The organism is Candidatus Wallbacteria bacterium, assembly GCA_028687545.1.
In the GTDB taxonomy this organism is placed as follows: Bacteria; Muiribacteriota; JAQTZZ01; order JAQTZZ01; family JAQTZZ01; genus JAQTZZ01.
The window spans coordinates 19,130-40,220 of record JAQTZZ010000010.1; the positions used below are offsets into that span (position 1 = coordinate 19,130).

The window sequence follows — 21,091 nt, forward strand, 5'->3', positions numbered from 1 at the left end:
TATGGTAAATTTCACTGTCCGCCTTCGCCCTTGATGACGACTACGGAATTTTTCCCGCCGAAACCGTCATCCTTAGTGACGGCAGCATTGGCGTCAATCCGCCATTCCTTGCCGTCGATCACATAAAAATAGATATACTCACCTGGTGGAAGATAAAGAGTAGTCTCCCAGTCCCCGTTTCCGCTGTCTGATTTGAGATAGTTCCTGGTCGGGTTCCATTGGTTAAAACTTCCCACTACAGCCACACTTTTCGCAGAATTGCTTTTATAGGTGAATCGGGCATTGCCGGCCCGGCCTGGTTCGGCAGAATCAACTTCCCCGGTGCCGACTTCCCCAGTACCGGCTTCTGGAGTTCCCCCGGAAATTCCTGCTTTCTTTTCCGGTCTTTTGACAGTTACAATGCTGTTCTGCCCCCCGAATCCGTCATCAGCAAATTTTTTCGCGAACGGATCCTTGATCCATTTATTCCCGTCCAGCACGAATTTGTAAGCATATTCCCCTTCGTCCAGGCTAAGCTTGATCAGGAAGCAATTCTGCTTTTCGTCAAATTTCATCAGATCCTTGTCTTTACTCCACTCATTGAAATCACCGGCAATCGAGACTGTTTTTACTCCAGGGTCCCGATAGCGGAAGATCACGCCATCTTCCACGTTTTCAGGTCCGTCTTCGGCAGAAAGCAATGCCTGGGCCAGCAGAAAAAAAAGGCAGATATCCCATTTTTTAATCAAGTACATAGGTTTTGCCGTCGCTGCCGACGACTCCTTCCAGTTTCGAGAGAAAATTGCTCGTCACCTGCTTAACATCCGCCTGCGGGAGTGGTTCGTTGATCTGCTGGGAATATTTCAACTGCGCATATGCTTCGGAATAACGATTGGCATAATAGTAGAGCAGGCCGAGCAGAGCATGAACATTCATGTCAGAGAGGTCCTTGTTGTATTCGGGCACATATTTCCTGTTAATGTTCTGAACCCCCAGTGATTCCAGAAGCTCAATCCCTTTATGGAAAGAGCTTTTATCGCAGAGATCCAGATAGTATCCTGCCAGACCGACCCTGGCATCCTTGTTCAATTCCTGGGCTTTCTCAAAGTAAGGGAGGCCGTCCACAAGCCCGTTTTCCTTAGCCAAGGCGAAACCCATCCCGGCATAAGCATCCGCAAGCTGCTTGGGGGACGGATTCATATGGATGGCGCTGTCGAATTCCGATTTGGCGCTCTTGTAACTTCCCTTGTTGAAAACCAGCCAGCCATTGCTTAATACATCTCCGACAGGATCCGCATATGTGGCAAGCCCGGTTTCTCCAATAGTGGAGCCGCCGCACCCCAGATGCAGGGTCAGCAGAGTAGCGAGAAATGCACCAAGCAGTATTTTCCTCATTTCCCCTCCCCGTCAAGCACGCTGATTTTTCCGGCTTGCTCTGTACGATAGTTTCCCCCAAAATCAGACTGCAATTTGTAAAAATAAACTCCGGATGCAATTTTTCTGCCCCTCTTTTCCAGCCTGATGCTGCAGCTGCCGGTCTGCAGAGGAGTGATTTCCTGAGAGAGCACCCTGATCCCGGCAGAGTCGAACAGCCTGAAGAACAATCTGCTCGGAACTTGATTGTAAGAATAATCCAGATTCACTTCGCCTAGTGCCGGTTGAGGATAGAGTCGGAAATAATTCAAGCCGGCTACAGCCGGGGCTTTAAGCGATAAATACCTCTTTGCATTATTCCCGAGGAGGTCAGACACGTCGACCGTGAGGCTGTAATTTCGCCCGGATGCATACTCAAGGTCGAATTCCACGCGGTTCTCCTCGACCCTGGGTTCAAGTCTGGTCACAACGCTACCGTTGCAATCGATCCGGACACTGGTCCAATCCACGCCGCTCAGATCGTCGGAAAGCTTCACACTGGCTCGATACTTGTCGTTGCGCCAGGCACCTTCCTGCAGTTCTGCCACAGGCGAATTGCTGTCTGTGATGAAAGCCAGCGGTCCCAGAAATCGCGTTTCCGCCACATAAGCCCCGTTCCTGTAATCCGCTTTCCCGACGAAATCAAGCGTGTTCCCGCGATATGTGAAAAGCCCGACACAACCGGGTTGCTGATCGCACTTGAGGGTAATTGTCGCCTTTTTTCCAAGATCCATCTGAGGATAGACTGCAATCAGCCGGTCTCCTACGAATGAACTGCCGGGAGGGATTTCGAAATCAGGTTTCTGGTTAAAAGCCATGAAAAAGTGACTCTGGGACACTGCGTCACCCGGGAAACTGATCTCGCAGGTATCATCAGGTGTGGTCAGAACTCCGCCTCCTGATCCGATTTCACTCACCATCAACCTGCCAAAGGCTTTTATGATCTGATCATTCTTGGTTTGCGGCCAATGCCCTGTGTTTCCGTGCAGATCTATCCCGGAAACCTGTACTGCGTTCGGGCCGAGCACTTCACGGACAATGTGAAGGGAACCGATGTAGGTAAGTGCTGTCAGGCTTCTCATGTCTACAGTCTGCCCGCCTACAGTGACTTGAGGTGGACCTACGAGTGCCTCAGAAGCGCCTACTGAAACGATGTAATCAAAATTACTGATCGGATTGGGAAAAATCTTGGGAGTGCTGAAAGTGGGCGCGATATCCAGATAATAAATCGCACTTTTGGCTTCCTTGAGCGTGTTTCCAGCCAGGTCCTGCGCGCCTTGTGCCACCACCCAGATTTTCCCCTGATCCGAATAATTGTCGATCACAACGTCTGAATCAATGCCTCCAACCCAGAATCTGTTGGAGACCCATTCGCCGATTTCAACAGTCTGTTTGCGCCCGCTGTTGAACATTATTTTCACCTGTCCCTTGGTCAGGTCGATTCCCGTTTTCATGTCTTCGCTGAATTCGATTGCCACTCCCAGCTGTCCTTCCTTGAAAATGTCGGGATAAATCATGCCGTGATTACTCCCGGGAGTGGTGTCTGTAATAGAGATACTGACTACTTTGGGAGGATCCAGATCAAGATTGGCCTGCAGTACTACAGCCGCTGCGCAGGGATACGCGGCCCACATGAACAGAATAAAGATTATGAAAAACAGGCTTTTTAACATGTAAACCCCTTCGGAAATTCTTTTTTCTTAGAGTTTTTCGGAATAAGCAGTGATAAATTGAGGGAAAAACAGACCGGCCTACCTATTTTTTCCGGATCGCAGCTATGATCCTGACTGCCAGATTTCTGGAGATTCCAGGGATTCCGGCCAGTTCTTCGGGTGAGGCTTCCATGAGAACAGCGATATTGGGAAAATAATCCAGGACAAGTTCTTTGCGCTTTTTTCCAAGTCCGGGAATGTCGTCCAGGACGCTTTTAAACTTTTCCTGCCTGCGCTTACGTTGAAAACCGACAGCGAAACGATGGGCTTCGTCCCTGACCCTGACCAGCAGCCTCAATACCGGGTGGTGGCGCGGAAGTCTTAAAGGATACGAGAGATGCCCGGTATAAATTTCTTCCTCGCGTTTAGCCAGGGAAATCGCTTCCAGAGAAAACCCGCTGTCTGCGATCGACTCACAGGCAGCATTCAGCTGCCCTCTGCCGCCATCGATCAGGATCAGGTCAGGCAGTGGCCATTCAGGATGTTTCAATCTGCGACTGAGCACTTCCCGCATCATTCCGAAATCATCAATCCCCTGAAGATTCATCTTGAATTTGCGGTATGACTGCTTGTCAGGCCTGCCGTTCAAAAAGACCACCATCGAGGCTACGGATAATTCGCCGCCCAGGGTAGAAATATCGTACCCCTCGATGCGTTCCGGGATTTTACTAAGGCTGAGAATTTCTGCAGTATTTGTTAAGCTTGCCCTGGTTTTATCTTCCATCCTGTGAGACTCATCGATCCTGAATCTGAGATTGCGCAGTAAAAGATCCCCGCTTTTTTTATGTTCTTCCCCGGCTTTTTTCACTATCCCGACTTTCAGTTCGAATTGCTTCTGAAACAGATTTTCCAGCAGCTCCGGTTCTATCGGTGTCTTCTGGGGAAAATAAATCAACCCGGGAAAATCAGGTGCTTTCTCATAGAACTCGATCAGGGCAAGAGGTAGAATCTCTTCGTCTGATTCCCACTCCTGGACTTTAATTCTGCGGAAGGAATAACGGATGACCTTGCCTTTGCGTTTGGCCTGCACCAGAATGAAAAAATCATCGCCTTCCCGCTGCCAGCCAAAATAATCCACATCAGACAAATTCAGGGACTCCACTTCGCTCTTACCCCATAGCATCCTTAACACTTGGATCAGATCCCTGTATCTGGCCGCTTCCTCAAAGTTCAGCCCGCCTTTGGCCAGTTCCATCCGTTCCTGATAATCCCTTAGAGCCTCTGAGGACTGGTTATGCAGAAAGGAAAGCAGTTTATCAACTCTGATTCTGTATTCAGTAGATGAGATTTTTTTTTCACAGATTCCAGGACATTTTTTCAGATGATGGTAAAGACAGACTTTCTTTCCGATTTTCAGGCAGGGCCGCAGCCCGAAACAGGAAAGCAGGATCTCCCGGGCCTTGTCCAGATATCTGGCATGCGGAAACGGTCCAAAATAAGCGGAATTGTCCCGCAATATTTTTCTGACTTTCAGAAGGGCTGGAAATTCCTCTCCAATGGTAACTTTGAGGTAAGGATATGTCTTATCATCCTTCAGCATCACATTGTATTGAGGTTTGTATTGTTTGATCAGGTTGTTTTCCAGGATCAAGGCTTCCAGTTCGTTCCTGGCCAGTACAAATTCGAGATCCGCGATGGTACGGGCCAGCATAGCCTGTTTGGATGAGGCGTTCTCCCCGAAATACTGCTTCACACGGTTTCTGAGATTCTTGGCTTTCCCGATATAAATGATCGAACCCTCGGAGTTTTTCATCAGGTAAACTCCCGGGTCATTGGGAAGGTTCAGGAGAATCTGCTCGATTCTGTTCATCAACAAAATATTTCAGTTTGGAGAATTTTCGTAATAAGTTCCCAGAAATTCTGCCCAGGCTGTTTTCTGTGTGAATTCCAGTGCCAGGTATCCGGGTTTGGCCTGGAACTCGCTTTTTGTAGTCGGGAACCAGATTGAAAGTCCATTTGCACGTTCCATTTTCCCGTTTTTCACCACTGCCTCAGTCTGGGCTTTTTCGACAGCAGTTATCTTGGCAGCCACCACTTCGTCACTGATCTTTTCCTTGAACAGTTTCATAAGATCCATCAAGTCCACATAGGAGTCAATTTCAAAAGCCTTGACCTTATTCCTTGATTCATTGATCACTGCCGCATTCACTTTCATCTTGTCCTTCAAGGTGACAGCGAAATCATCGATCGCTTTTTCCAGGGTGTCCAGTTTTGAGAGATCCACTGCTGATTTGGTGACATTCTTGTCATAAGAGGCCAGGTATTTATCCACAATGATGACTGCGAAAGCTTTGGCATCAGTCGAACCCTTGAGTTCAGCCAGAATCGTGTCATAGGGGTCCCCGTCACCAGGTTCTGTCTTTTCGGAAAAAGCAGCAAATTCGCAGTAGTCCCTGATCTGGGAGGAGACCTCGGCCATTGCCATCAGGCAGGCATCAAATTCGAGCACTGCAAGCTTTTTACCCATTTTTTTTACGCAATCAGCAAGCGCTCCTTTCAGTTCTTCCATGGTCAGACCATCGCCAGCGGATGAATCGTCGTAGCAGATACCCTTCTCGATCTCAGCGGGTCTGTCGCGCCAGCCGTCACCATGATTCCAGAGTACGAGGCAATATTTATCCGCAGGATATTTATCCACGCATTTAGTCACAAAACTGACGAGAGTTTTAGGATCTCCCATATTCTGCTCAGGCATGTCTTCGATCAGTTCAGACTCGATCTTCTTGTCGTCAATCCCTTTTTTCACGTAGTAAAGCCTGGTATTGTCCCACAAGGCTTCAGATGTATCGTTAGTCTCACCGGAATCGGTCATGAAATCATCGCTATCCTTATTATTGCGGTCAAGCAGCACCACCATGTTGACATCTTCCGACGAACCGACTTTTTCCATCTCATTTAAGTCCTTCATGCCGAAAGGCTGAAGATTGTTGTCAGCATCCAGATAAACCATGAATGTCCACTTTTCACCAGCTGTAGAGGATGTACAGGAAAAAAATACGATTGAAATGATCAGGATGAATTTAGCGATGATTCTCATACTTCCCCCTCATACTTAGAAACTGTAAAATCTGAACGAAGTGAAGATTTTCTACAGTTTCTTAGCCCCGCTGCAATCTGAAGCCGGAGGTTTCGGTGGCAGTGGGGCCATACTTTATACTCTTATTTAAGTATATACGCAAAACAGAGTTAAACAAGGAAATTCAGTCGCTGTCGACTTTTTTCATCTCAGTTGCCAGCCTCTTGCCCTCACTGATCTGGTCAGGAGTCAATTTTTTCTCTACTGCAGCCAGGTTTTCCTTAGCTGAATCCATTCCGTCATCCAAAGCCAGAGAGAACCACATATAAGCCTTGACCAGATTTTTGTCCACACCCATTCCTTCCAGGTAGAACTGGGCCAGCTGAAATTCGGCGTCTGAATAGCCCTGTTCCGCTGCTTTCTGGTACCACCCTGCCGCCTGAATGTAATCCTGCTTCACGCCCTCTCCCTTCTCATACATCCGGGCTACAGCCAGTTGCGAATCGCCATCGCCCTGCTCCGCGGCCTTGAGAAACCATTTGTGGGCTTCAACCTTATCCGGCTTAACGCCGCTCCCGCCGTCGTACAGCATTCCGAGGCTGTATTGGGCACCGGCATGTCCCTGTTCGGCAGCCTTGCGATACCAGTTGGCTGCTTCAGCATAATCCTGTTTCAGACCCTGGGCATTTTCATAAAGACCGGCCAGACCGTATTGGGCTTCGGCATATCCCTCAACTGCCGCCTGCCGGAACCATTTTGCGGCTTCCGTGTAATTTTCGTCTTCAAAGGCTTTGTATGCCATCTCGCACCATGCCTCAACCGTTTCCTGGTCTGCGGCCAGGCAGGGGGAGGGAGAAATCGAAAAAAATACAGCCAGCATTAAACCGGACAGAATGATTTTCAACATTGACGCACCTCTAGCGAACATTTGATGGAATTGTAAATCAACCAAAGCTGTATGTAAATACCATAACATTCGAATTTCCGAAGGGTCTCAATCTCTTTTCTTCTGGAATTCCGCCACCTGCAGCAAAGCTTCGCTGATCTGAATCTGAGACATTTTTTGTTCAAGTGCTCGCAGGCACGGTAAAGCCCTCGCCACTCCATGTCCAGCTGCCAGCTGAAACCATTTATAGGCCTCGCAAAGTTTGTTTTCTCCGCTTCCACCACTCCCATACCCTTGAGCATAAAGTTTTCCCAGTTGATACATGGCTTCAGCACAGCCCTGCCCGGCTGACTGCCTGAACCAGAATTCAGCCCCGATTCTGTCTTTTTTTACAGCCACCCCGGATGCAAGCACCAGCCCGACTGCCAGCTGAGCTTCTGCATTGCCCTGTCCGGCAGCCATGAAATACCATTTGTAACCTTCTGCTTTATCCAGTCTGACTCCAGTCCCTGTCTCATACATCCATGCCAGCGCACACTGAGCATCTGCATGTCCCAGATTCGCAGCCTTGCGGTACCAGATCGCTGCTTCCTGAAAATCACCTTGTGCTCTGAAGCCGGATGCCTTCATCCAAAAGATTTCCGAAGTGGTTTTTGGGGATGCAAGGCCTTCCCCTGACAGTAAAATTATCAACCAAAAAAGAAGCTGGATTCTGTTCATGCTGAATTGTAGATTTTACCGCAAACCGGCGAACAAGTAAAAAAAATGGGAGATGTAATAAAATCGGGTCAGTTTACTATGTTAAACAACAGCGAATAAAGATCATCTGACTTTTGGACTGACTCCAGATTTGACTTGGCTACATCCAGCAGGTCTTTGGCTTTCGGGTGTTTGAAACGCTCCAGAGCATAAATAGCGCTTGCGATCTGATTGACTTTCCCGGAACAAACCATTTTTTCAAGTGTCTTCAGAGCTTTTTCCAGCCCGCTTTCCGAAAGTGCCCTCGCTGCATTCGACTTGACCCTGGCATCATTGTCCTGCAGAAGGCGAACAATCTCATTAAAATGCTCTTCTGTCTTGATCGCTCCAAGAGCGTCGACAGCATTGGCCCTGACACGGTAATCGCTGTGCCTGAGAAAAGGGATCAGAACTTTTCCGTCTTCCTGATCGCCTGTTTTTCCAATTAAACTGATCAGACTTGCAATCACAAAAACGTCTTTTTCCTTTTGCAATCGCAAGTGCAGGGTTTCTTTAGAGATCCTGGTTTTGCCTTCCATAGCCGCGGATAAATACTCAATTTTCTCTTCAGGGCTGCTTTTTTCCAGAATTTCACAAGATGGTTCAGTGTTTTCCTTTAGGATCTTTTCATGTGTTTTATTAATTGAGGCGGGTCTATGTTCCACTTTTGTGTCTGAAATACCAGGTTGTCCGACAAAAATATCGTAATACTTTCTGGCTACAGCTCTGATTTCAGGGTCACTGTCTTTTGTGAATCTATCTTTCAGAAGCTGCAGCCAGACATTGTCAGATACCATCTTGAACTGAATCAAGGTCCGCAAAGCGGATTTGCGGATGTGTAGAATATCGCTTTGAAGATCATTGATCATTTTTTTTATCATAAGCCAAGCTCTGACTAAAATTGTAATTGTCAAATTTTAACTGATCTGATTTCAGATTACCAGAAAAGATGAATTCCAGTTAAAGTGTCAGTCTGCCCACTCATGAGACATTCTCGGGCTTTCAGGGCAATGCTGCTGCACAATTCCGGCATTTGCTGACTTAAGATTACAGTGTACGCATTTGTATTGCGCTCTGGCGGCAATCATTTTATGATTACCCTTGTTATTTTTCGGGCATTGTACATGTTCGTAATTTTGTTCGGTAGTTTGGGTTCCACAATACTTACAGACATAATTCGCCACGCTTCCTCCATTTTTATCTTATTAAAGGCCGGTCGTTACTGAGATTATTTGTTATTAAATATAATAACAAATTATAATTAATTTATCAACTCGAACTCAGTTCGTGGCTAACTTAAAGCAGATATGCATTCCAATGACCCGGTTGTGGAAAACTTCTTGCGGAACTTTTCAAGCGAAGGTGGTGGAGGCGGCGGGAGTTGAACCCGCGTCCAACGATATCAAGCTACGACCTTCTACATGCTTGTCTGGGATTTTTCTCTCCTCTTACCTCGGGCTTTCTGCTCCCAGCAGAGTCCGCCTCCGGCGCATCCGGTTTTTCTCGGCATTCATACCCGGATCTCTGATGCCGCAGTCTGATTTGTTACACCCTGTCCAAAGCTACAGACGGAAGCCCTGGGAGGATGTCGCGGATATTAGGCCGCGAGTGCGTAGTTGTCGTTTGTTGCTGTTAGCTTTAAGTGGACTCATTTACGGTGCTGTCCATCACCGGCATGCTTATCGTAACCAAATGATCGCTGTCGAAACCGGTACGCCCCCCCTTTTTTGCATGATGTAAAAAGCCAAACCCAACTTAATCAATGGTAACGCATAGGTATCTAACGAATCAAGCTTGATATAGTATAAAAGATTTTATAAAAATTCTGTTTACTCCGATTTTTATAATCATTTTCAATGTATCTACCCATGTGAGGGGTCGAGAGGGTAGCTCCAAACTTTGGGAAAAGACAGCTCAAAATAGCTGCTTCATAATTAACTACTGTCTACTTCCCGGCACTCTGTAAGCAGCAACCACTTCCTGCCCGTAACTGCCTAGAATCGGCCGCTTCACCACTTTTTTAAGCGTGGGTGAATTATCAACTGTCCACCATTCTCCGAAAAGGTCCTTTCCTACCACTATGCCTGCATGGCTGAACTCTCTCCCAACCCCGCGGAAGAACACGTCCCCAGGCTCATACTCCGGCAGCCCTACTCTGTTCCAGCCCTGCCTTGACTCCAGATAATCCCGCAGAGCCCCGCAGTCAGTAATGACTTCCTGGGAATGCCCGGATTTTTTCAGGATCACGGATACGACCGCAGCGCTGGCAGCTTTTCCGAAACCAGTTATCCCGGTATGAACAAGGACTCCATATACATGGGAATTATCCCCGACTGCTCCCAGGGCATTTCCAATGATCGCATCCACGCTCCTGTAATCAGCTGAATTGTTCTGTTTCCAGGCATTTTCAAGCAGAATCCCGTCAATCATCTGGTCAGATAAGGTATACAGGCGCAACAGGTAACGCGGCTGGTCACGCTGCACCTGCCTGACTGCCCCTAGAACTCTGCCCAGGCATCGATAGAAACGCTCCCGGACCGGATTCAAGGCAGCCGTTTTTTTGGTATTCATCAGGATCAGGTAATCTACAAGCGCCCGCAACTCGAACAACTCATCAACTGAACGATCCTGATTCAAGCTTTCAGGAGCGGACAGGCAGCTTTTCAGTTCCAAAAGGCGGCTGCTGATCTGCGCGCCTGTGATTGGTATTTCCTTTGATAAAACCGCTCCGGAAAAAAGGATTACTAATAACACAGTGATGAACTTTTTCATGCCTCCCCCAGAATCTCTGATTTCGCTCATTCCTGAATATACGTCAGTTCCCATTTTTCATATCTGACCCTGTTTTCAGTCCAGGTTTTGAATAAAGCCTCTGCTTTAAGAGTCAGAGCCTTCTCGCCCAGCACACCCCTGGATATGATCAGCACCTGATTTGCGCCGCTGTCATTGAATTCCACAGCATACCGGCCTGTGGAGAACGCTTCGCCCAGCGCGCTCCCGCCGGCCGGCAGATAGAAACGTTTTGCATATGAGTGTTCCTTGAGCAGATGAAAGGCATGCTCCACACCGGCTTCTGCAATATAAAAAAGCTGCAGATGCTGGGTGTAATTATAACGCTCCATCCGGCGGGATCTCGATGAAAAAAGCAATGTCGATCCAAGCATGAAAATCGCCATCAGGAAAAAAAGAGCCAGCAGCATGGCAGTCCCTTTCTTCATTTCACCATCCTCAAAAAAACTCCGCTTTTCGCGAAAATATCCTTCTCAGGGCCTGATTCCAGACAGAATTCCAGTAGATTTTTCCCCTGATATGAAAAAAGCTTCAGATGCATGGACTGGATGTTTTTTCCCAGTACTTCCTCCCTGCCTGCACGGGATTTGATCAGCTCGTGCTTTGAATTGACGAAATAGTGGACAGCACCCAGGGCCGGGAGATCAACAATCATGCCTGATTCGCCGATTTCCCCAATCCCGTATACAGTTTTCAGGTCTTCATTCAACCTGGACATGGCTTTTCTGAGTTCATATATCTGCAGATCTTCGCCTGTGGATTTCCTGCCTGTGCTCTGAGAAAATGAATACCAGCTCATGCTGGTCACCATCACTCCCAGCAAGGTGACGACAAGCATCATCTCTACGAGTGTGTAACCGGAAATAAATTTCCTGCTAAAAATCGATTGCATCGAAGATAGTTCTTTTTCCATTCTCATAAAAGGTTTTCAGAGTTTCGCGGCTGGAAAACATCGCTTCCAGTGCCAGGCTGTGGTCCCTGCCGCCCTCCCTGAAGCTTACAGAAACGATTATTCTGGAGCGATCCTTTTCGATCGGCTGTTCGTCGATCCTGCAGTAAAAATCAATCAGGTCCGGATCTGAATACATTGTCAGATAATTGAATTTCGGGTCCAGAGCCTGATGATATTTCAGTTTTTCCATTACTTCCTGGGCCAGGAACATGGCTTTCAGGTATCTGCGCTCCACCAGCAGGTTCCGCCTGCTGGTCGTGAAAAGGGGCAGGAAAGAGCCCACAGATAAAGCTATGATTACTAATGTGACCATTATTTCGACCAGAGTGAATCCCTTCATTCAGTCATTATAAATCAAAACCTGATTTGGTGAAAACGTCAATCAGAGGTATAATTATATTGGAGAGGGGAGAACGCATGGAGAAAGGAGTAATTAATTCATGTTCAAATTATTTTCATTTTTTCTGATAATCCTCACTACCTTGATTTCCGCGGAAGTGCCGCAGCTCACAAAAATGCAGAAATCAATGGATTTCAACAACCTTGTCACTCTGATCAACACCAACTACGGCATGCTTGCTTTCAAGAAGGCCAATATCATCCAGACTGATTACAAGGAGTGGGTGAAATCATATTATTTCAAAGTGAACGCTACCAAGAGTGATGCGGAATACTACAATACAGTCAGGGAATTCATCTCTTATTACAAGGACGCTCATTTTTCAATCGATTCGCTTTTCAATAAAACCGTTTATTTTCTGCAGCCTGACTTCCAATACATCCAGGGGAAAGTGCTGCTGAGCAAGAAAAACAACAGCCCTGCGACTTTCACCGCTGCCATTGGAGACGAATTACTGGAGTTTGACGGAATTCCAATCAATGATTACCTGACCAGCCTCAGCCATCAGAGTTCCTGCGGCGGAACAGCTGTTGCGATCAAGGGAGCAGTGGCACCGTATCTCACTTTTAGACTCCAGGGTGCCCTTCCACCACAAACAGAGACTTCCAAACTCAAAATCAAGAGTTTTTCAGACGGAACTGAAAAAACCTATGAATTGAAATGGGAAGCTACTATCTGGGATAACATCTACCGCAGACTTCCTGAACAGGCTGTCTGCTCCCTTGCAGACTGGCTGGAGTGGCGGCCTGACAGATTAATGGTCCCTGCAGCACTTTACCAGCACCTGAAGGAAGAAATCACCGGCGACCTCGCCAGCGCGCGTGCTCCAGCTCTGACCTATGAAATCATCACAGTACCGCTTGGCATTAAGAATTACAAGATCGGCCACATCTGGATCAGGCAATATGGAGGGTGGACATCAAGCCAGTTCTCAACCATGGTCCAGTCTCTCGCAGAATGCGACGGCCTGCTCATAGACCAGCGCAACAATCCCGGCGGTTCGGGCGGACTGATGTTTTCAGTTGTGATGAATTTGGCTGACAAGGATTTCCAGAACTCAGTCTTCTCAGTGCGCCTGAACAGAAAGTGGTTGAGTTCAATTCAGGACCAGTACGAAGGTTACCTTAACGATTCAACTGCTACCACAGAAGAAATCGCCACCATCAAAGGTTACTATGATACGATGTTCAAGAATGTCGCGGACGGCAAAGCGTTCAGCGATTTCATGCCCCTGTTCTGGGTCCCGACGCTCCCAGCTGCCGGCCAGAGCTTCAAAAAACCGATACTTTTCATGATAAACTCACAGTGTTACAGCTGCGGTGATATCACCCCCGCCATACTCCAGGACAACTGCAAAGGCCAGAGAATTAAAATCTATGGTGAAACTACAGCCGGGGCCGGAGGAAATGTCAACAGTTACGGCCCGCTCATGCTCAGCGAACTTAACATTTCCCTGACCGAATCCATAATACGCAGGGCAGACGGAACTTTCATCGAAAATTCAGGGATCTCTCCTGACGTGAAGGATGAATATACCAGAGCCGACCTGGTCAGTTCTTCCCAAGGAACTGATTCCTATTCCACCAGGGCTCTCACCCAACTCATGCGAATGATCGTAGGCGGCAAAGAAAGCGAGTAAAATCCTTTACAGAAGAGCGAACCTTGCTTTCAATGCCATCATATTCTGCCAATCAGGATTGGAATAATAGATTTCCATCAGCTTCTTGCAGATTCTGGAGTAAACATCCGGCGAAAGTTCATTTTTCATGCTTCTGAACTGATCCAATTCCTGGAAGGAATTATTGTCGATCCCCAGGGAGATCATTGTGACAGCTTCCTTAATCGATGTCCCGATGCTTCTGCCGGTATTTTTCCGGGCAGCTGCAAGTCTCTTCATCAGGCTGCGGAAATCCTCGCTCAGCCAGCATGCCAGGTTGCGCAGGAATCCGGTTGAGCTGATTTCCCAGAAATTACGGACAGGAGGTGAAAAAGACAGGAGCAGCATCCGCCTCCTGTACTGGTCCCTGGCTACCCCGATCGTCAGGAGATTTCCTTCACCAGGGTTATTCGCCTGCTGGGTAGACTGCACTTTGAAAATTGGCTCCTCGCTGTTGAATCCTGAGTATTTCATCGTATCCAGATTGCGGAAAGTGTCGATTGTGAAATTCTCCCTCATTCCCCAGGTAAGAGGATGACCCCAGGGAACAGTGACAGCCAGGCGCAGCAAATTGTTGCTCATATATTCGACATCAAAATGGCGGCGGAAAAAAAATCCCTGGTCTATGAATCCTGAATCCCTCATCAGGTTGTCCCCTTCGAGGAAAAGTGAACGCTGTTTCTGTGGATCTTCAGAGAGAAATTTATCCAGCAGGTTTTTTTCATTAGCATCAAGAGTCCTGAAGCTGTCTGCGCAGATCCACATGATGCCGTCAAAGGTCTTCAGATATCCAAGGTCTGGAAGCTTCCGGCCGTTCACAGTGTCAAACACCTCGCAACTGATGGCTGCTGCGGCCAGGCCTCCCTTATAATAATCGACATACATCTGACTGGAGCCATCTTTTACAATCAGGAGCTTGGCAGCTGCGACTGGACTGAAGGCCACCAAAATCAACAGAATGAAAATGAGATTTTTCACATTTCCCCCGCTTTTTGTTAAGTTAATTTGATTTTACCCGGAAATAATGATGAGTCAAATGATTTTATCCTGGATTCTTGTCCCGGATTTTTTCCCATAAATAAAGTTGAAGTTTTCCGAACTCGCAGCAGAGGTCGAAAACCTTTTTCCAGACTTCTGCCAAATCAGCATTTTCAAAGCTTTCCACAGAATTCACTCTGATGTTTTCAAGTCTTTTGCTGATGGCTTCTGAAGCAGATTCCGGGTTATCTCCCATTCTGGCCAGCAATTCGCAGGTATACAGGTAAATCGGAACGCACCAGAGGGACAGGCTTAAATCCAGGTCGTCTCGTGTCCCTGAAAAAAGCAGGACCTGCACGCCGAAACAATCGGCCTGGAAATCGTCGGCCTGTGAATTCACTGCGATTTCGGTATCCACTCCTGAAATTTCCTGTTTGCTGAATTTGCGCTTTTTCTGAAGCGCACGGCCATATTCCCGCGCCAGCATGAAGCTGGCCAAGGATTCTGAAAGCGATGCAGCCAGAGGTCGCTGGGCAGCAGTCAGTTCTATTTTTTCAGGATTGAATTTTTCCGTACCCCGGATTGTCGAATTCAGGGCATGCAGAAAAGCTTCCTGATGGCTGTTTTCAGTGTAGATCTTCTTGAACGAACTGTCTGGAGCCATCACAAACTCGATTCCATCAGTAGCCGCCTCATTCTGAGTCATGAGTCTGGAAAAGATCTTTGAGAGGAGAAATTCAAACATCAGCATCTTTTCGTCGATCGCAATGATGAATTCACTTTCATTCGCTCTGATCAGTGCTGAACCATTTCCACCGACAGGCAAACCTCCTGATACGCATTTAGGAACTTCAATTCCCATTTCGCTCAATGTCTTCCGAAGATCACGGCCTGTTTTTTCGATCAGGAAAAATGGCAGCAAGTTTCCGAACTTCGGGGGTGATTCCTGGACAATCTTCTCCAGGTTGAAATAAAAATCATTGGCAGACAGGGGCAGTTCGGATTCTGCAATGTTATCGAAAATATTCTGAAAATAGGCCAGATAATATCTTCTGGTCGCTTTATCCCTGTCTCTGCTCTGCAATGAATCCAGAAAAAGTTCCGGGTCTTTCCTGATATATCCTCCTGCAGTAATTCTATTCTATCTGAAATGAAGATAAACTTACAAGATTGATAGTGAAGATGAGATGGGGACATGTCGTCCCACAATTCATACCCAAGCCACGACGTGTCCCCATCGATAAGTAATCAACTACAATACCATAATCTATGAGTTTTACTGTATTATGCTCTTCAAGTCCAAATGTCCGATTATAAGAAACCAAACCAGCAGTAGCATAAGCTGGCTCACACAGTTTAACGTAAATTTCTTGCCGTTGCGACATATTTGATGTAGAATTTTATCAAACATGCTGAAAGTTTCTTGTTTTTCAAGGGGATCATAAATATGACTGATAAGATTCTGGCAGGGCAGATGAAAGCTTATCTCAGGCACGAGATATCGTGCTCTGATCTGGCGGCCTGGGTTGATCAAGCCTTGAAAGAAAATGACATGGAACAGAGGTTTAGCAGACTGTTGAGTGAGTTGGCTGTCAGCATGCTCGAAACAAAAAAGCTGTCTTTCGAAGACTGCGAAAAGCTCTTGCGAAAAATCGGCTATGAGATCCGACTTGATGTCCGGCTTGGGGCAAAGGAGTGGAAGGAATACTCTCTCAGGGTCGCTGAGAAATGCTGCGACTTTCTGCGCGAAAAGTACTGCGTGAAAAGAGTCATCCTGTTCGGCTCCCTGGCCAATGGAAATTTCCGGCCGGATTCGGACATCGACCTGCTCGTCGAAGGCCTGCCGCCGCATCTTTTCATTAAAGCTTCTGCCGAAGTATCGGACCTTGTCGATGACGTTGAAATAAACCTCGTTCCTTATGAGCGTGCATACGAATCCTTGAAAACTCTGGCACTTGCCGAAGGAAAGACTCTCTATGGATAATTCAGCCTTTCGAGAATTAATCTATGCCGAGCTTTCCAACCTTACAAGGCTCAGTGAGGAGAGCAAAGGAATTCTGTCGGGAATTTCGGACTCCCCCGACGTAGCGACTACCCGTGCAGCCGGGAGCATTCTTCACGATTTCTACAATGGAGTGGAGAACATTTTCAAGAGGATAGCGCAGACAATCGACTGTGAAGTCCCATCAGAGAATCATTGGCACAAAGAACTTCTTGCTCTGATGACCAAACCTACAGACCGAAGAAAGAATGCGATTTCAAGCGAACTTTCCTTGAAACTGAAAGATTATCTGAAATTCAGGCACTTGTATCGCAATACTTATGGATTCGACCTGAGCTGGAATGAACTGACCTCTCTTATCCAAGATCTCGGTAACATCACAGCACAATTCAAGCAGGAGATTGAGGAATTCCTAGGAAATTTGCAGCATTAATAAATACCCTGAAAAATGATTGATTAGGAACTGGATCCCTGCTTTCGCAGGAATGACGGAGAATACTTGTATCACGAAATCACAGACTTTCGCCTGCTGGACAAATTTAAACTGGAATTAACCTTTGACAATGGCAAAACCGGAATCGTTGATTTAAGCGGATATGCAAAAAAAGGTGGAGTTTTCAAAAGCTTTGAAGAGATTGAATATTTCCAGAAAGTCGATCTTAACCGGGAACTGGGCGTGCTCAGTTGGCCAGGTGGAGTGGATATTTCTCCTGAAACTCTTTATCACTTGGCAACCGGAGAACCTCTGCCCGCCTGGATGGAGAGTTGATTCCGCAATAGCCTACTAACAGGATCAAGTCGTAATTGGGTACGAAATTGGATCCCCTCCACTTTGTTTCAGGGATTAAGAAGCTGTAATCCTTCGCTGCGCTCAGGATAACATCTTCTAAAAAAACAACCATAACCTGTCATCTCTTTTTTTTCTCCGTTTTAATACTTCTTAGCCGCTCCCGGATCTGGTGGGGTTGAGAGGGCCGCTCCAAACCGTGGGTAAAGACGCGGGATCTTTCTTAGTCGGAAAACCAATTCTGTTGTTGAACATGTGGTAAGAACGTACTGTGATCGAAGCAAAATACTTTTTACACCCCGCAGGGGTGTTCAGAGGGGCAGAGTCCCTCTGATTGGAGGGATCGCTAAGGGAGGAAAAAATCCTCCCTTAGCCTATATTGCACGCATACCAACGGGGTCAGGTTGCCAGAAACGAAGTCCCCTACGCTGCGCTCGGGGATTAATTTTCCGTAGTAAAATTTTCACTACGTTCAAATTTTAACGGAAAATAAAAAGGAAATGTTCCTGGCAACTACCTACTCTCCCACACAGTTGCCCATGCAGTACCATCGGCTCAAGCGGGCTTAACTTCTGTGTTCGGAACGGGAACAGGTGTGACCCCGCCGACTTGCCACCAAGAACATTTCCTTCTTATCAATGGTTGGTCTTTGAAAACTCTTTCATTCAAGGTACAATTGGATAAATCCTCGAGCTATTAGTACCGGTTACCTAAAAGCATTGCTGCTCTTACAGCCCCGGCCTATCAACCTCCTGGTCTAGAAGGGCTCTTACTCCACGAAGGATGGGAAATCTTATCTTGAGGTGGGTTTCACACTTAGATGCTTTCAGCGTTTATCCCATGGATACATAGCTACGCAGCGTACCATTGGCACAATAGCTGCACACCAGAGGTATCCCCATCCCGGTCCTCTCGTACTAGGGACAGATCCTCTCAAATTTCCTACGCCCGCGATAGATAGGGACCGAACTGTCTCACGACGTTCTGAACCCAGATCACGTACCGCTTTAACTGGCGAACAGCCAGACCCTTGGGACCTTCTCCGGCCCCAGGATGCGATGATCCGACATCGAGGTGCCAAACCTCCCCGTCGATGTGAACTCTTGGGGGAGATAAGCCTGTTATCCCCGGAGTAGCTTTTATCCGATGAGCGATGGCCCTTCCACATGGAACCACCGGATCACTATGACCTGCTTTCGCATCTGCTCGACTTGTATGTCTCGCAGTCAAGCTCCCTTATGCCATTACACTCGACATACGATTTCCAACCGTATTGAGGGAACCTTGGTACACCTCCGTTACTCTTTAGGAGGCGACCGCCCCAGTCAAACTGCCCACCAGACACTGTCCTCGACCCCGATTCAGGGGCCCAAGTTAGAACCTCAATATATTAAGGGTGGTATCCCAAGGTTGGCTCCGCGCAAGCTGACGCCCACGTTTCGCAGCCTCCCACCTATCCTGTACATAAGATATCGAAGCACAATGTCAAGCTACAGTAAAGCTTCACGGGGTCTTTCCGTCTAGTCGCGGGTAGACCGCATCTTCACGGCCATTACAATTTCGCCGGATCCCTAGTTGAGACAGTCATCGGATCGTTACACCATTCGTGCGCGTCGGAACTCACCCGACAAGGAATTTCGCTACCTTAGGACCGTTATAGTTACGGCCGCCGTTTACTGGGGCTTCGATTCAGGGCTTCTGCAGGTTGCCCCGCATGACTCCTCCTCTTAACCTTCCAGCACTGGGCAGGCATCAGACCCTATACTTCCTCTTACGAGTTTGCAGAGTCCTGTGTTTTTGATAAACAGTCGCCCGATGCTTGTCACTGCGGCCCCCTCGTGCTCATTATGTTGTTTGACCAAATAAATCACACTAGCGGGGCGCCCCTTCTCCCGAAGTTACGGGGCCAATTTGCCGAGTTCCTTAACTAGGGTTCTTCCGAGCGTCTTAGGACATTTATCCTCACCTACCTGTGTCGGTTTACGGTACGGTCACCTTATAAACTCACGGCCCGAGGTTTTTCTTGTCAGTATGGTATCAGCCGGATCGCCGCCGTAGCAGCTTCCCATCACACCTTGACGTTGATAGGAGTCCGTTTTTTTCCTAAACTCCCCGTCTACATGCTTGGCTCTACATCCAATCGCAGAGCCGGCCTAACCTCCTGAGTCACCCCACCGTTCAAACGCATATAAGGTGGTACAGGAATATGAACCTGTTTCGCATCGCCTACGCCTTTCGGCCTCGGCTTAGCCACCGACTAACCCTGAGCGGATTAACCTTCCTCAGGAACCCTTAGGTTTTTGACGAGCAGGTTTCTCGCCTGCTTTAGCGCTACTCATCCCTACATCTTCACTTGTGTGCAGTCCACAGGGGGTCACCCCTTCTGCTTCAATCCACACACAACGCTCCCCTACCAATCCATCCAGGCGAACCTGAATGTATTCTATGGTTTCGGCGCGACGCTTAGCCCCGGACATTTTCGGCGCAAAGACGCTTGACTAGTGAGCTGTTACGCACTCTTTAAAGGAATGGCTGCTTCTAAGCCAACCTCCTAGCTGTCTGAGCATCTTCACATCCTTTGCCACTCAGCGTCGACTTCGGGACCTTAACCGATAGTTAGGGTTGTTACCCTCTTGACAACGGGCGTTATCACTCGCTGTCTGACTCCCGTTCACCATTTTACGACATTTGTAGTTTAATTGAGTTCGGTATCCTTTTAGGGACCCTAGCTCAATCAGCGCCCTACCGCCGTAAAACTAAAACGAGGCTAGCCCTAAAGCTATTTCGGGGAGAGCCAGCTATCACCCAGTTCGATTAGCTTTTCACTCCTAGACACAGTTCATCCAGTAGGTTTTCAACCCTAATTAGTTCGGACCTCCACGCGTTTTTACACGCGCTTCATCCTGACCATGTCTAGATCACCAGGCTTCGGGTCTACGTCCTGCAACTTATCGCCCATTTCAGACTCGCTTTCGCTCCGGCTCCGTACCATAGGTACTTAACCTTGCTGCAAAACGTAACTCGCAGGGTCATTCTACAAAAGGCACGCCATCAAGGACTGCGCATACCGAAGTATACGTATCCTCTCTGACACTTTGTAAGTGCACGGTTTCAGGGTCTTTTCACTTCCCTCCCGGGATACTTTTCACCTTTCCCTCACGGTACTGGTTCACTATCGGTCACCAAGTAGTATTTAGCCTTAGGAGATGGTTCTCCCAGATTCATGCAGGATTCCACGTGCCCCGCATTACTTGGGAATAATTTCCAGGAAGGTTTCATGTTTTCGCCTACAAGGCTATCACTTTGTATTGCGGCGCTTTCCAGCGCACTTCGACTAACATGAAACTTTGTAACTTCCCGAATACTCGGCAGAGTACTCCGAAACTACCCCGCGACACCCGATCAACAACGCCTGCCGGCTTGACATTAATCGGGTTTAGGCTGTTCCCCGTTCGCTCGCCGCTACTAGGAGAATCGTTATTACTTTCTATTCCTGGGGCTACTGAGATGGTTCACTTCACCCCGTTCACTCTACCCATCCTATTTTATTCAGATGGGAGTACCAGGACAGCATCCTGGTAAGTTTCCTAATTCGGACATCCCCGGATCATAGCTCATTTGCAGCTCCCCGAGGCTTTTCGCAGCTTATTGCGTCCTTCCTCGTCTCTTGGTGCCAAGGCATCCACCGTGCACTCTTAGTAATTTAACCAATTGCTCGGAAGAAATAATGAGATTCTCGTTATTTCTTACCGCCTTGAACTCTAGAATTTTCAAAGACCGT

Annotated in this window: 18 protein-coding genes, 2 rRNA genes and 1 other RNA gene; 4 read left to right on the forward strand and 17 right to left on the reverse strand. The window is 47.6% G+C overall.

Annotated features, from left to right (window positions below; translation table 11 throughout):
• Window positions 1-11: 11 nt before the first annotated feature.
• The 13 genes from PHW04_06715 to PHW04_06775 form a co-directional block, all read right to left on the reverse strand.
• Window positions 12-734, reverse strand: a complete 723-nt coding sequence (locus tag PHW04_06715) for an isoamylase early set domain-containing protein (GenBank protein MDD2715571.1) — start codon at window positions 732-734, stop codon at window positions 12-14.
• Window positions 721-1,374: a hypothetical protein gene (locus PHW04_06720; GenBank protein ID MDD2715572.1), complete on the reverse strand. Its 654-nt coding sequence runs from the start codon at window positions 1,372-1,374 to the stop codon at window positions 721-723. Before PHW04_06720 ends, PHW04_06715 begins: the two co-directional genes overlap by 14 nt.
• Window positions 1,371-3,065 (reverse strand): hypothetical protein, encoded by a 1,695-nt coding sequence (locus PHW04_06725; GenBank protein MDD2715573.1) that lies wholly within the window; start codon window positions 3,063-3,065, stop codon window positions 1,371-1,373. Before PHW04_06725 ends, PHW04_06720 begins: the two co-directional genes overlap by 4 nt.
• 82 nt (window positions 3,066-3,147) lie before the next feature.
• Window positions 3,148-4,914: an excinuclease ABC subunit UvrC gene (gene uvrC, locus PHW04_06730; GenBank protein MDD2715574.1), complete on the reverse strand. Its 1,767-nt coding sequence runs from the start codon at window positions 4,912-4,914 to the stop codon at window positions 3,148-3,150.
• A gap of 12 nt (window positions 4,915-4,926) precedes the next feature.
• Entirely contained in the window at window positions 4,927-6,141 is a 1,215-nt protein-coding gene (locus PHW04_06735; GenBank protein ID MDD2715575.1) for a clostripain-related cysteine peptidase, read from the reverse strand.
• A 163-nt stretch (window positions 6,142-6,304) separates the two neighbouring features.
• Window positions 6,305-7,027 (reverse strand): tetratricopeptide repeat protein, encoded by a 723-nt coding sequence (locus PHW04_06740; protein MDD2715576.1) that lies wholly within the window; start codon window positions 7,025-7,027, stop codon window positions 6,305-6,307.
• 87 nt (window positions 7,028-7,114) lie between these two features.
• Window positions 7,115-7,636: a tetratricopeptide repeat protein gene (locus tag PHW04_06745; protein ID MDD2715577.1), complete on the reverse strand. Its 522-nt coding sequence runs from the start codon at window positions 7,634-7,636 to the stop codon at window positions 7,115-7,117.
• Window positions 7,637-7,794: 158 nt separating this feature from the next.
• Window positions 7,795-8,613 carry a HEAT repeat domain-containing protein gene (locus PHW04_06750; GenBank protein ID MDD2715578.1) on the reverse strand — a complete coding sequence of 273 codons (819 nt, stop codon included), beginning with the start codon at window positions 8,611-8,613 and terminating at the stop codon, window positions 7,795-7,797.
• A 494-nt stretch (window positions 8,614-9,107) separates the two neighbouring features.
• Window positions 9,108-9,465, reverse strand: a transfer-messenger RNA (tmRNA) gene (gene ssrA / locus PHW04_06755).
• 217 nt (window positions 9,466-9,682) lie between these two features.
• Window positions 9,683-10,516 (reverse strand): hypothetical protein, encoded by an 834-nt coding sequence (locus tag PHW04_06760; protein MDD2715579.1) that lies wholly within the window; start codon window positions 10,514-10,516, stop codon window positions 9,683-9,685.
• A 26-nt stretch (window positions 10,517-10,542) separates the two neighbouring features.
• Window positions 10,543-10,962, reverse strand: a complete 420-nt coding sequence (locus PHW04_06765; GenBank protein ID MDD2715580.1) for a hypothetical protein — start codon at window positions 10,960-10,962, stop codon at window positions 10,543-10,545.
• A complete protein-coding gene (locus PHW04_06770; GenBank protein ID MDD2715581.1) occupies window positions 10,959-11,426 on the reverse strand; it encodes a prepilin-type N-terminal cleavage/methylation domain-containing protein in 468 nt (155 codons plus the stop codon). The genes PHW04_06765 and PHW04_06770 overlap by 4 nt, the downstream gene beginning before the upstream one ends.
• Window positions 11,410-11,826, reverse strand: a complete 417-nt coding sequence (locus PHW04_06775; GenBank protein MDD2715582.1) for a type II secretion system protein — start codon at window positions 11,824-11,826, stop codon at window positions 11,410-11,412. Before PHW04_06775 ends, PHW04_06770 begins: the two co-directional genes overlap by 17 nt.
• Window positions 11,827-11,926: 100 nt before the next feature.
• On the opposite strand from PHW04_06775, the gene PHW04_06780 reads away from it, so the two are divergent.
• Window positions 11,927-13,525, forward strand: a complete 1,599-nt coding sequence (locus PHW04_06780; GenBank protein MDD2715583.1) for a S41 family peptidase — start codon at window positions 11,927-11,929, stop codon at window positions 13,523-13,525.
• A gap of 6 nt (window positions 13,526-13,531) precedes the next feature.
• Here PHW04_06780 and PHW04_06785 read toward each other — a convergent pair whose 3' ends face one another.
• Together PHW04_06785 and PHW04_06790 are read right to left on the reverse strand one after the other, a co-directional pair.
• Window positions 13,532-14,521, reverse strand: coding sequence for a hypothetical protein (locus tag PHW04_06785; protein ID MDD2715584.1), 990 nt, complete (start codon window positions 14,519-14,521; stop codon window positions 13,532-13,534).
• Between the two features lie 64 nt (window positions 14,522-14,585).
• Window positions 14,586-15,605 carry a hypothetical protein gene (locus PHW04_06790; protein MDD2715585.1) on the reverse strand — a complete coding sequence of 340 codons (1,020 nt, stop codon included), beginning with the start codon at window positions 15,603-15,605 and terminating at the stop codon, window positions 14,586-14,588.
• A gap of 363 nt (window positions 15,606-15,968) precedes the next feature.
• Here PHW04_06790 and PHW04_06795 point away from each other — a divergent pair, with 363 nt between their 5' ends.
• The 3 genes from PHW04_06795 to PHW04_06805 all read left to right on the forward strand — a co-directional run bounded on the left by PHW04_06795 (window position 15,969) and on the right by PHW04_06805 (window position 17,292).
• The gene (locus tag PHW04_06795; protein ID MDD2715586.1) at window positions 15,969-16,505 is read left to right on the forward strand and encodes a nucleotidyltransferase domain-containing protein; all 537 of its coding nucleotides are present in this window, start codon (window positions 15,969-15,971) and stop codon (window positions 16,503-16,505) included.
• Window positions 16,498-16,956, forward strand: a complete 459-nt coding sequence (locus tag PHW04_06800; GenBank protein ID MDD2715587.1) for a hypothetical protein — start codon at window positions 16,498-16,500, stop codon at window positions 16,954-16,956. Before PHW04_06795 ends, PHW04_06800 begins: the two co-directional genes overlap by 8 nt.
• A 66-nt stretch (window positions 16,957-17,022) precedes the next feature.
• Window positions 17,023-17,292 (forward strand): DUF2442 domain-containing protein, encoded by a 270-nt coding sequence (locus tag PHW04_06805; protein MDD2715588.1) that lies wholly within the window; start codon window positions 17,023-17,025, stop codon window positions 17,290-17,292.
• A gap of 522 nt (window positions 17,293-17,814) precedes the next feature.
• Here the strand turns inward: PHW04_06805 and rrf are convergent.
• Both rrf and PHW04_06815 read right to left on the reverse strand, forming a co-directional pair.
• Window positions 17,815-17,930: ribosomal RNA gene (gene rrf, locus PHW04_06810) — 5S ribosomal RNA — on the reverse strand.
• 56 nt (window positions 17,931-17,986) lie between these two features.
• Window positions 17,987-21,019: ribosomal RNA gene (locus PHW04_06815) — 23S ribosomal RNA — on the reverse strand.
• Window positions 21,020-21,091: the final 72 nt, after the last annotated feature.

Excerpts from the sequence above, each read along its gene's own strand:
- PHW04_06715 (MDD2715571.1), bottom strand. The coding sequence starts at position 734 with ATGTACTTGATTAAAAAATGGGATATCTGCCTTTTTTTTCTGCTGGCC.
- PHW04_06720 (MDD2715572.1), bottom strand. The coding sequence starts at position 1,374 with ATGAGGAAAATACTGCTTGGTGCATTTCTCGCTACTCTGCTGACCCTG.
- PHW04_06725 (MDD2715573.1), bottom strand. The coding sequence starts at position 3,065 with ATGTTAAAAAGCCTGTTTTTCATAATCTTTATTCTGTTCATGTGGGCC.
- uvrC (MDD2715574.1), bottom strand. The coding sequence starts at position 4,914 with ATGAACAGAATCGAGCAGATTCTCCTGAACCTTCCCAATGACCCGGGA.
- PHW04_06735 (MDD2715575.1), bottom strand. The coding sequence starts at position 6,141 with ATGAGAATCATCGCTAAATTCATCCTGATCATTTCAATCGTATTTTTT.
- PHW04_06740 (MDD2715576.1), bottom strand. The coding sequence starts at position 7,027 with ATGTTGAAAATCATTCTGTCCGGTTTAATGCTGGCTGTATTTTTTTCG.
- PHW04_06745 (MDD2715577.1), bottom strand. The coding sequence starts at position 7,636 with ATGAAGGCATCCGGCTTCAGAGCACAAGGTGATTTTCAGGAAGCAGCG.
- PHW04_06750 (MDD2715578.1), bottom strand. The coding sequence starts at position 8,613 with ATGATCAATGATCTTCAAAGCGATATTCTACACATCCGCAAATCCGCT.
- PHW04_06760 (MDD2715579.1), bottom strand. The coding sequence starts at position 10,516 with ATGAAAAAGTTCATCACTGTGTTATTAGTAATCCTTTTTTCCGGAGCG.
- PHW04_06765 (MDD2715580.1), bottom strand. The coding sequence starts at position 10,962 with ATGAAGAAAGGGACTGCCATGCTGCTGGCTCTTTTTTTCCTGATGGCG.
- PHW04_06770 (MDD2715581.1), bottom strand. The coding sequence starts at position 11,426 with ATGCAATCGATTTTTAGCAGGAAATTTATTTCCGGTTACACACTCGTA.
- PHW04_06775 (MDD2715582.1), bottom strand. The coding sequence starts at position 11,826 with ATGAAGGGATTCACTCTGGTCGAAATAATGGTCACATTAGTAATCATA.
- PHW04_06780 (MDD2715583.1), top strand. The coding sequence starts at position 11,927 with ATGTTCAAATTATTTTCATTTTTTCTGATAATCCTCACTACCTTGATT.
- PHW04_06795 (MDD2715586.1), top strand. The coding sequence starts at position 15,969 with ATGACTGATAAGATTCTGGCAGGGCAGATGAAAGCTTATCTCAGGCAC.
- PHW04_06800 (MDD2715587.1), top strand. The coding sequence starts at position 16,498 with ATGGATAATTCAGCCTTTCGAGAATTAATCTATGCCGAGCTTTCCAAC.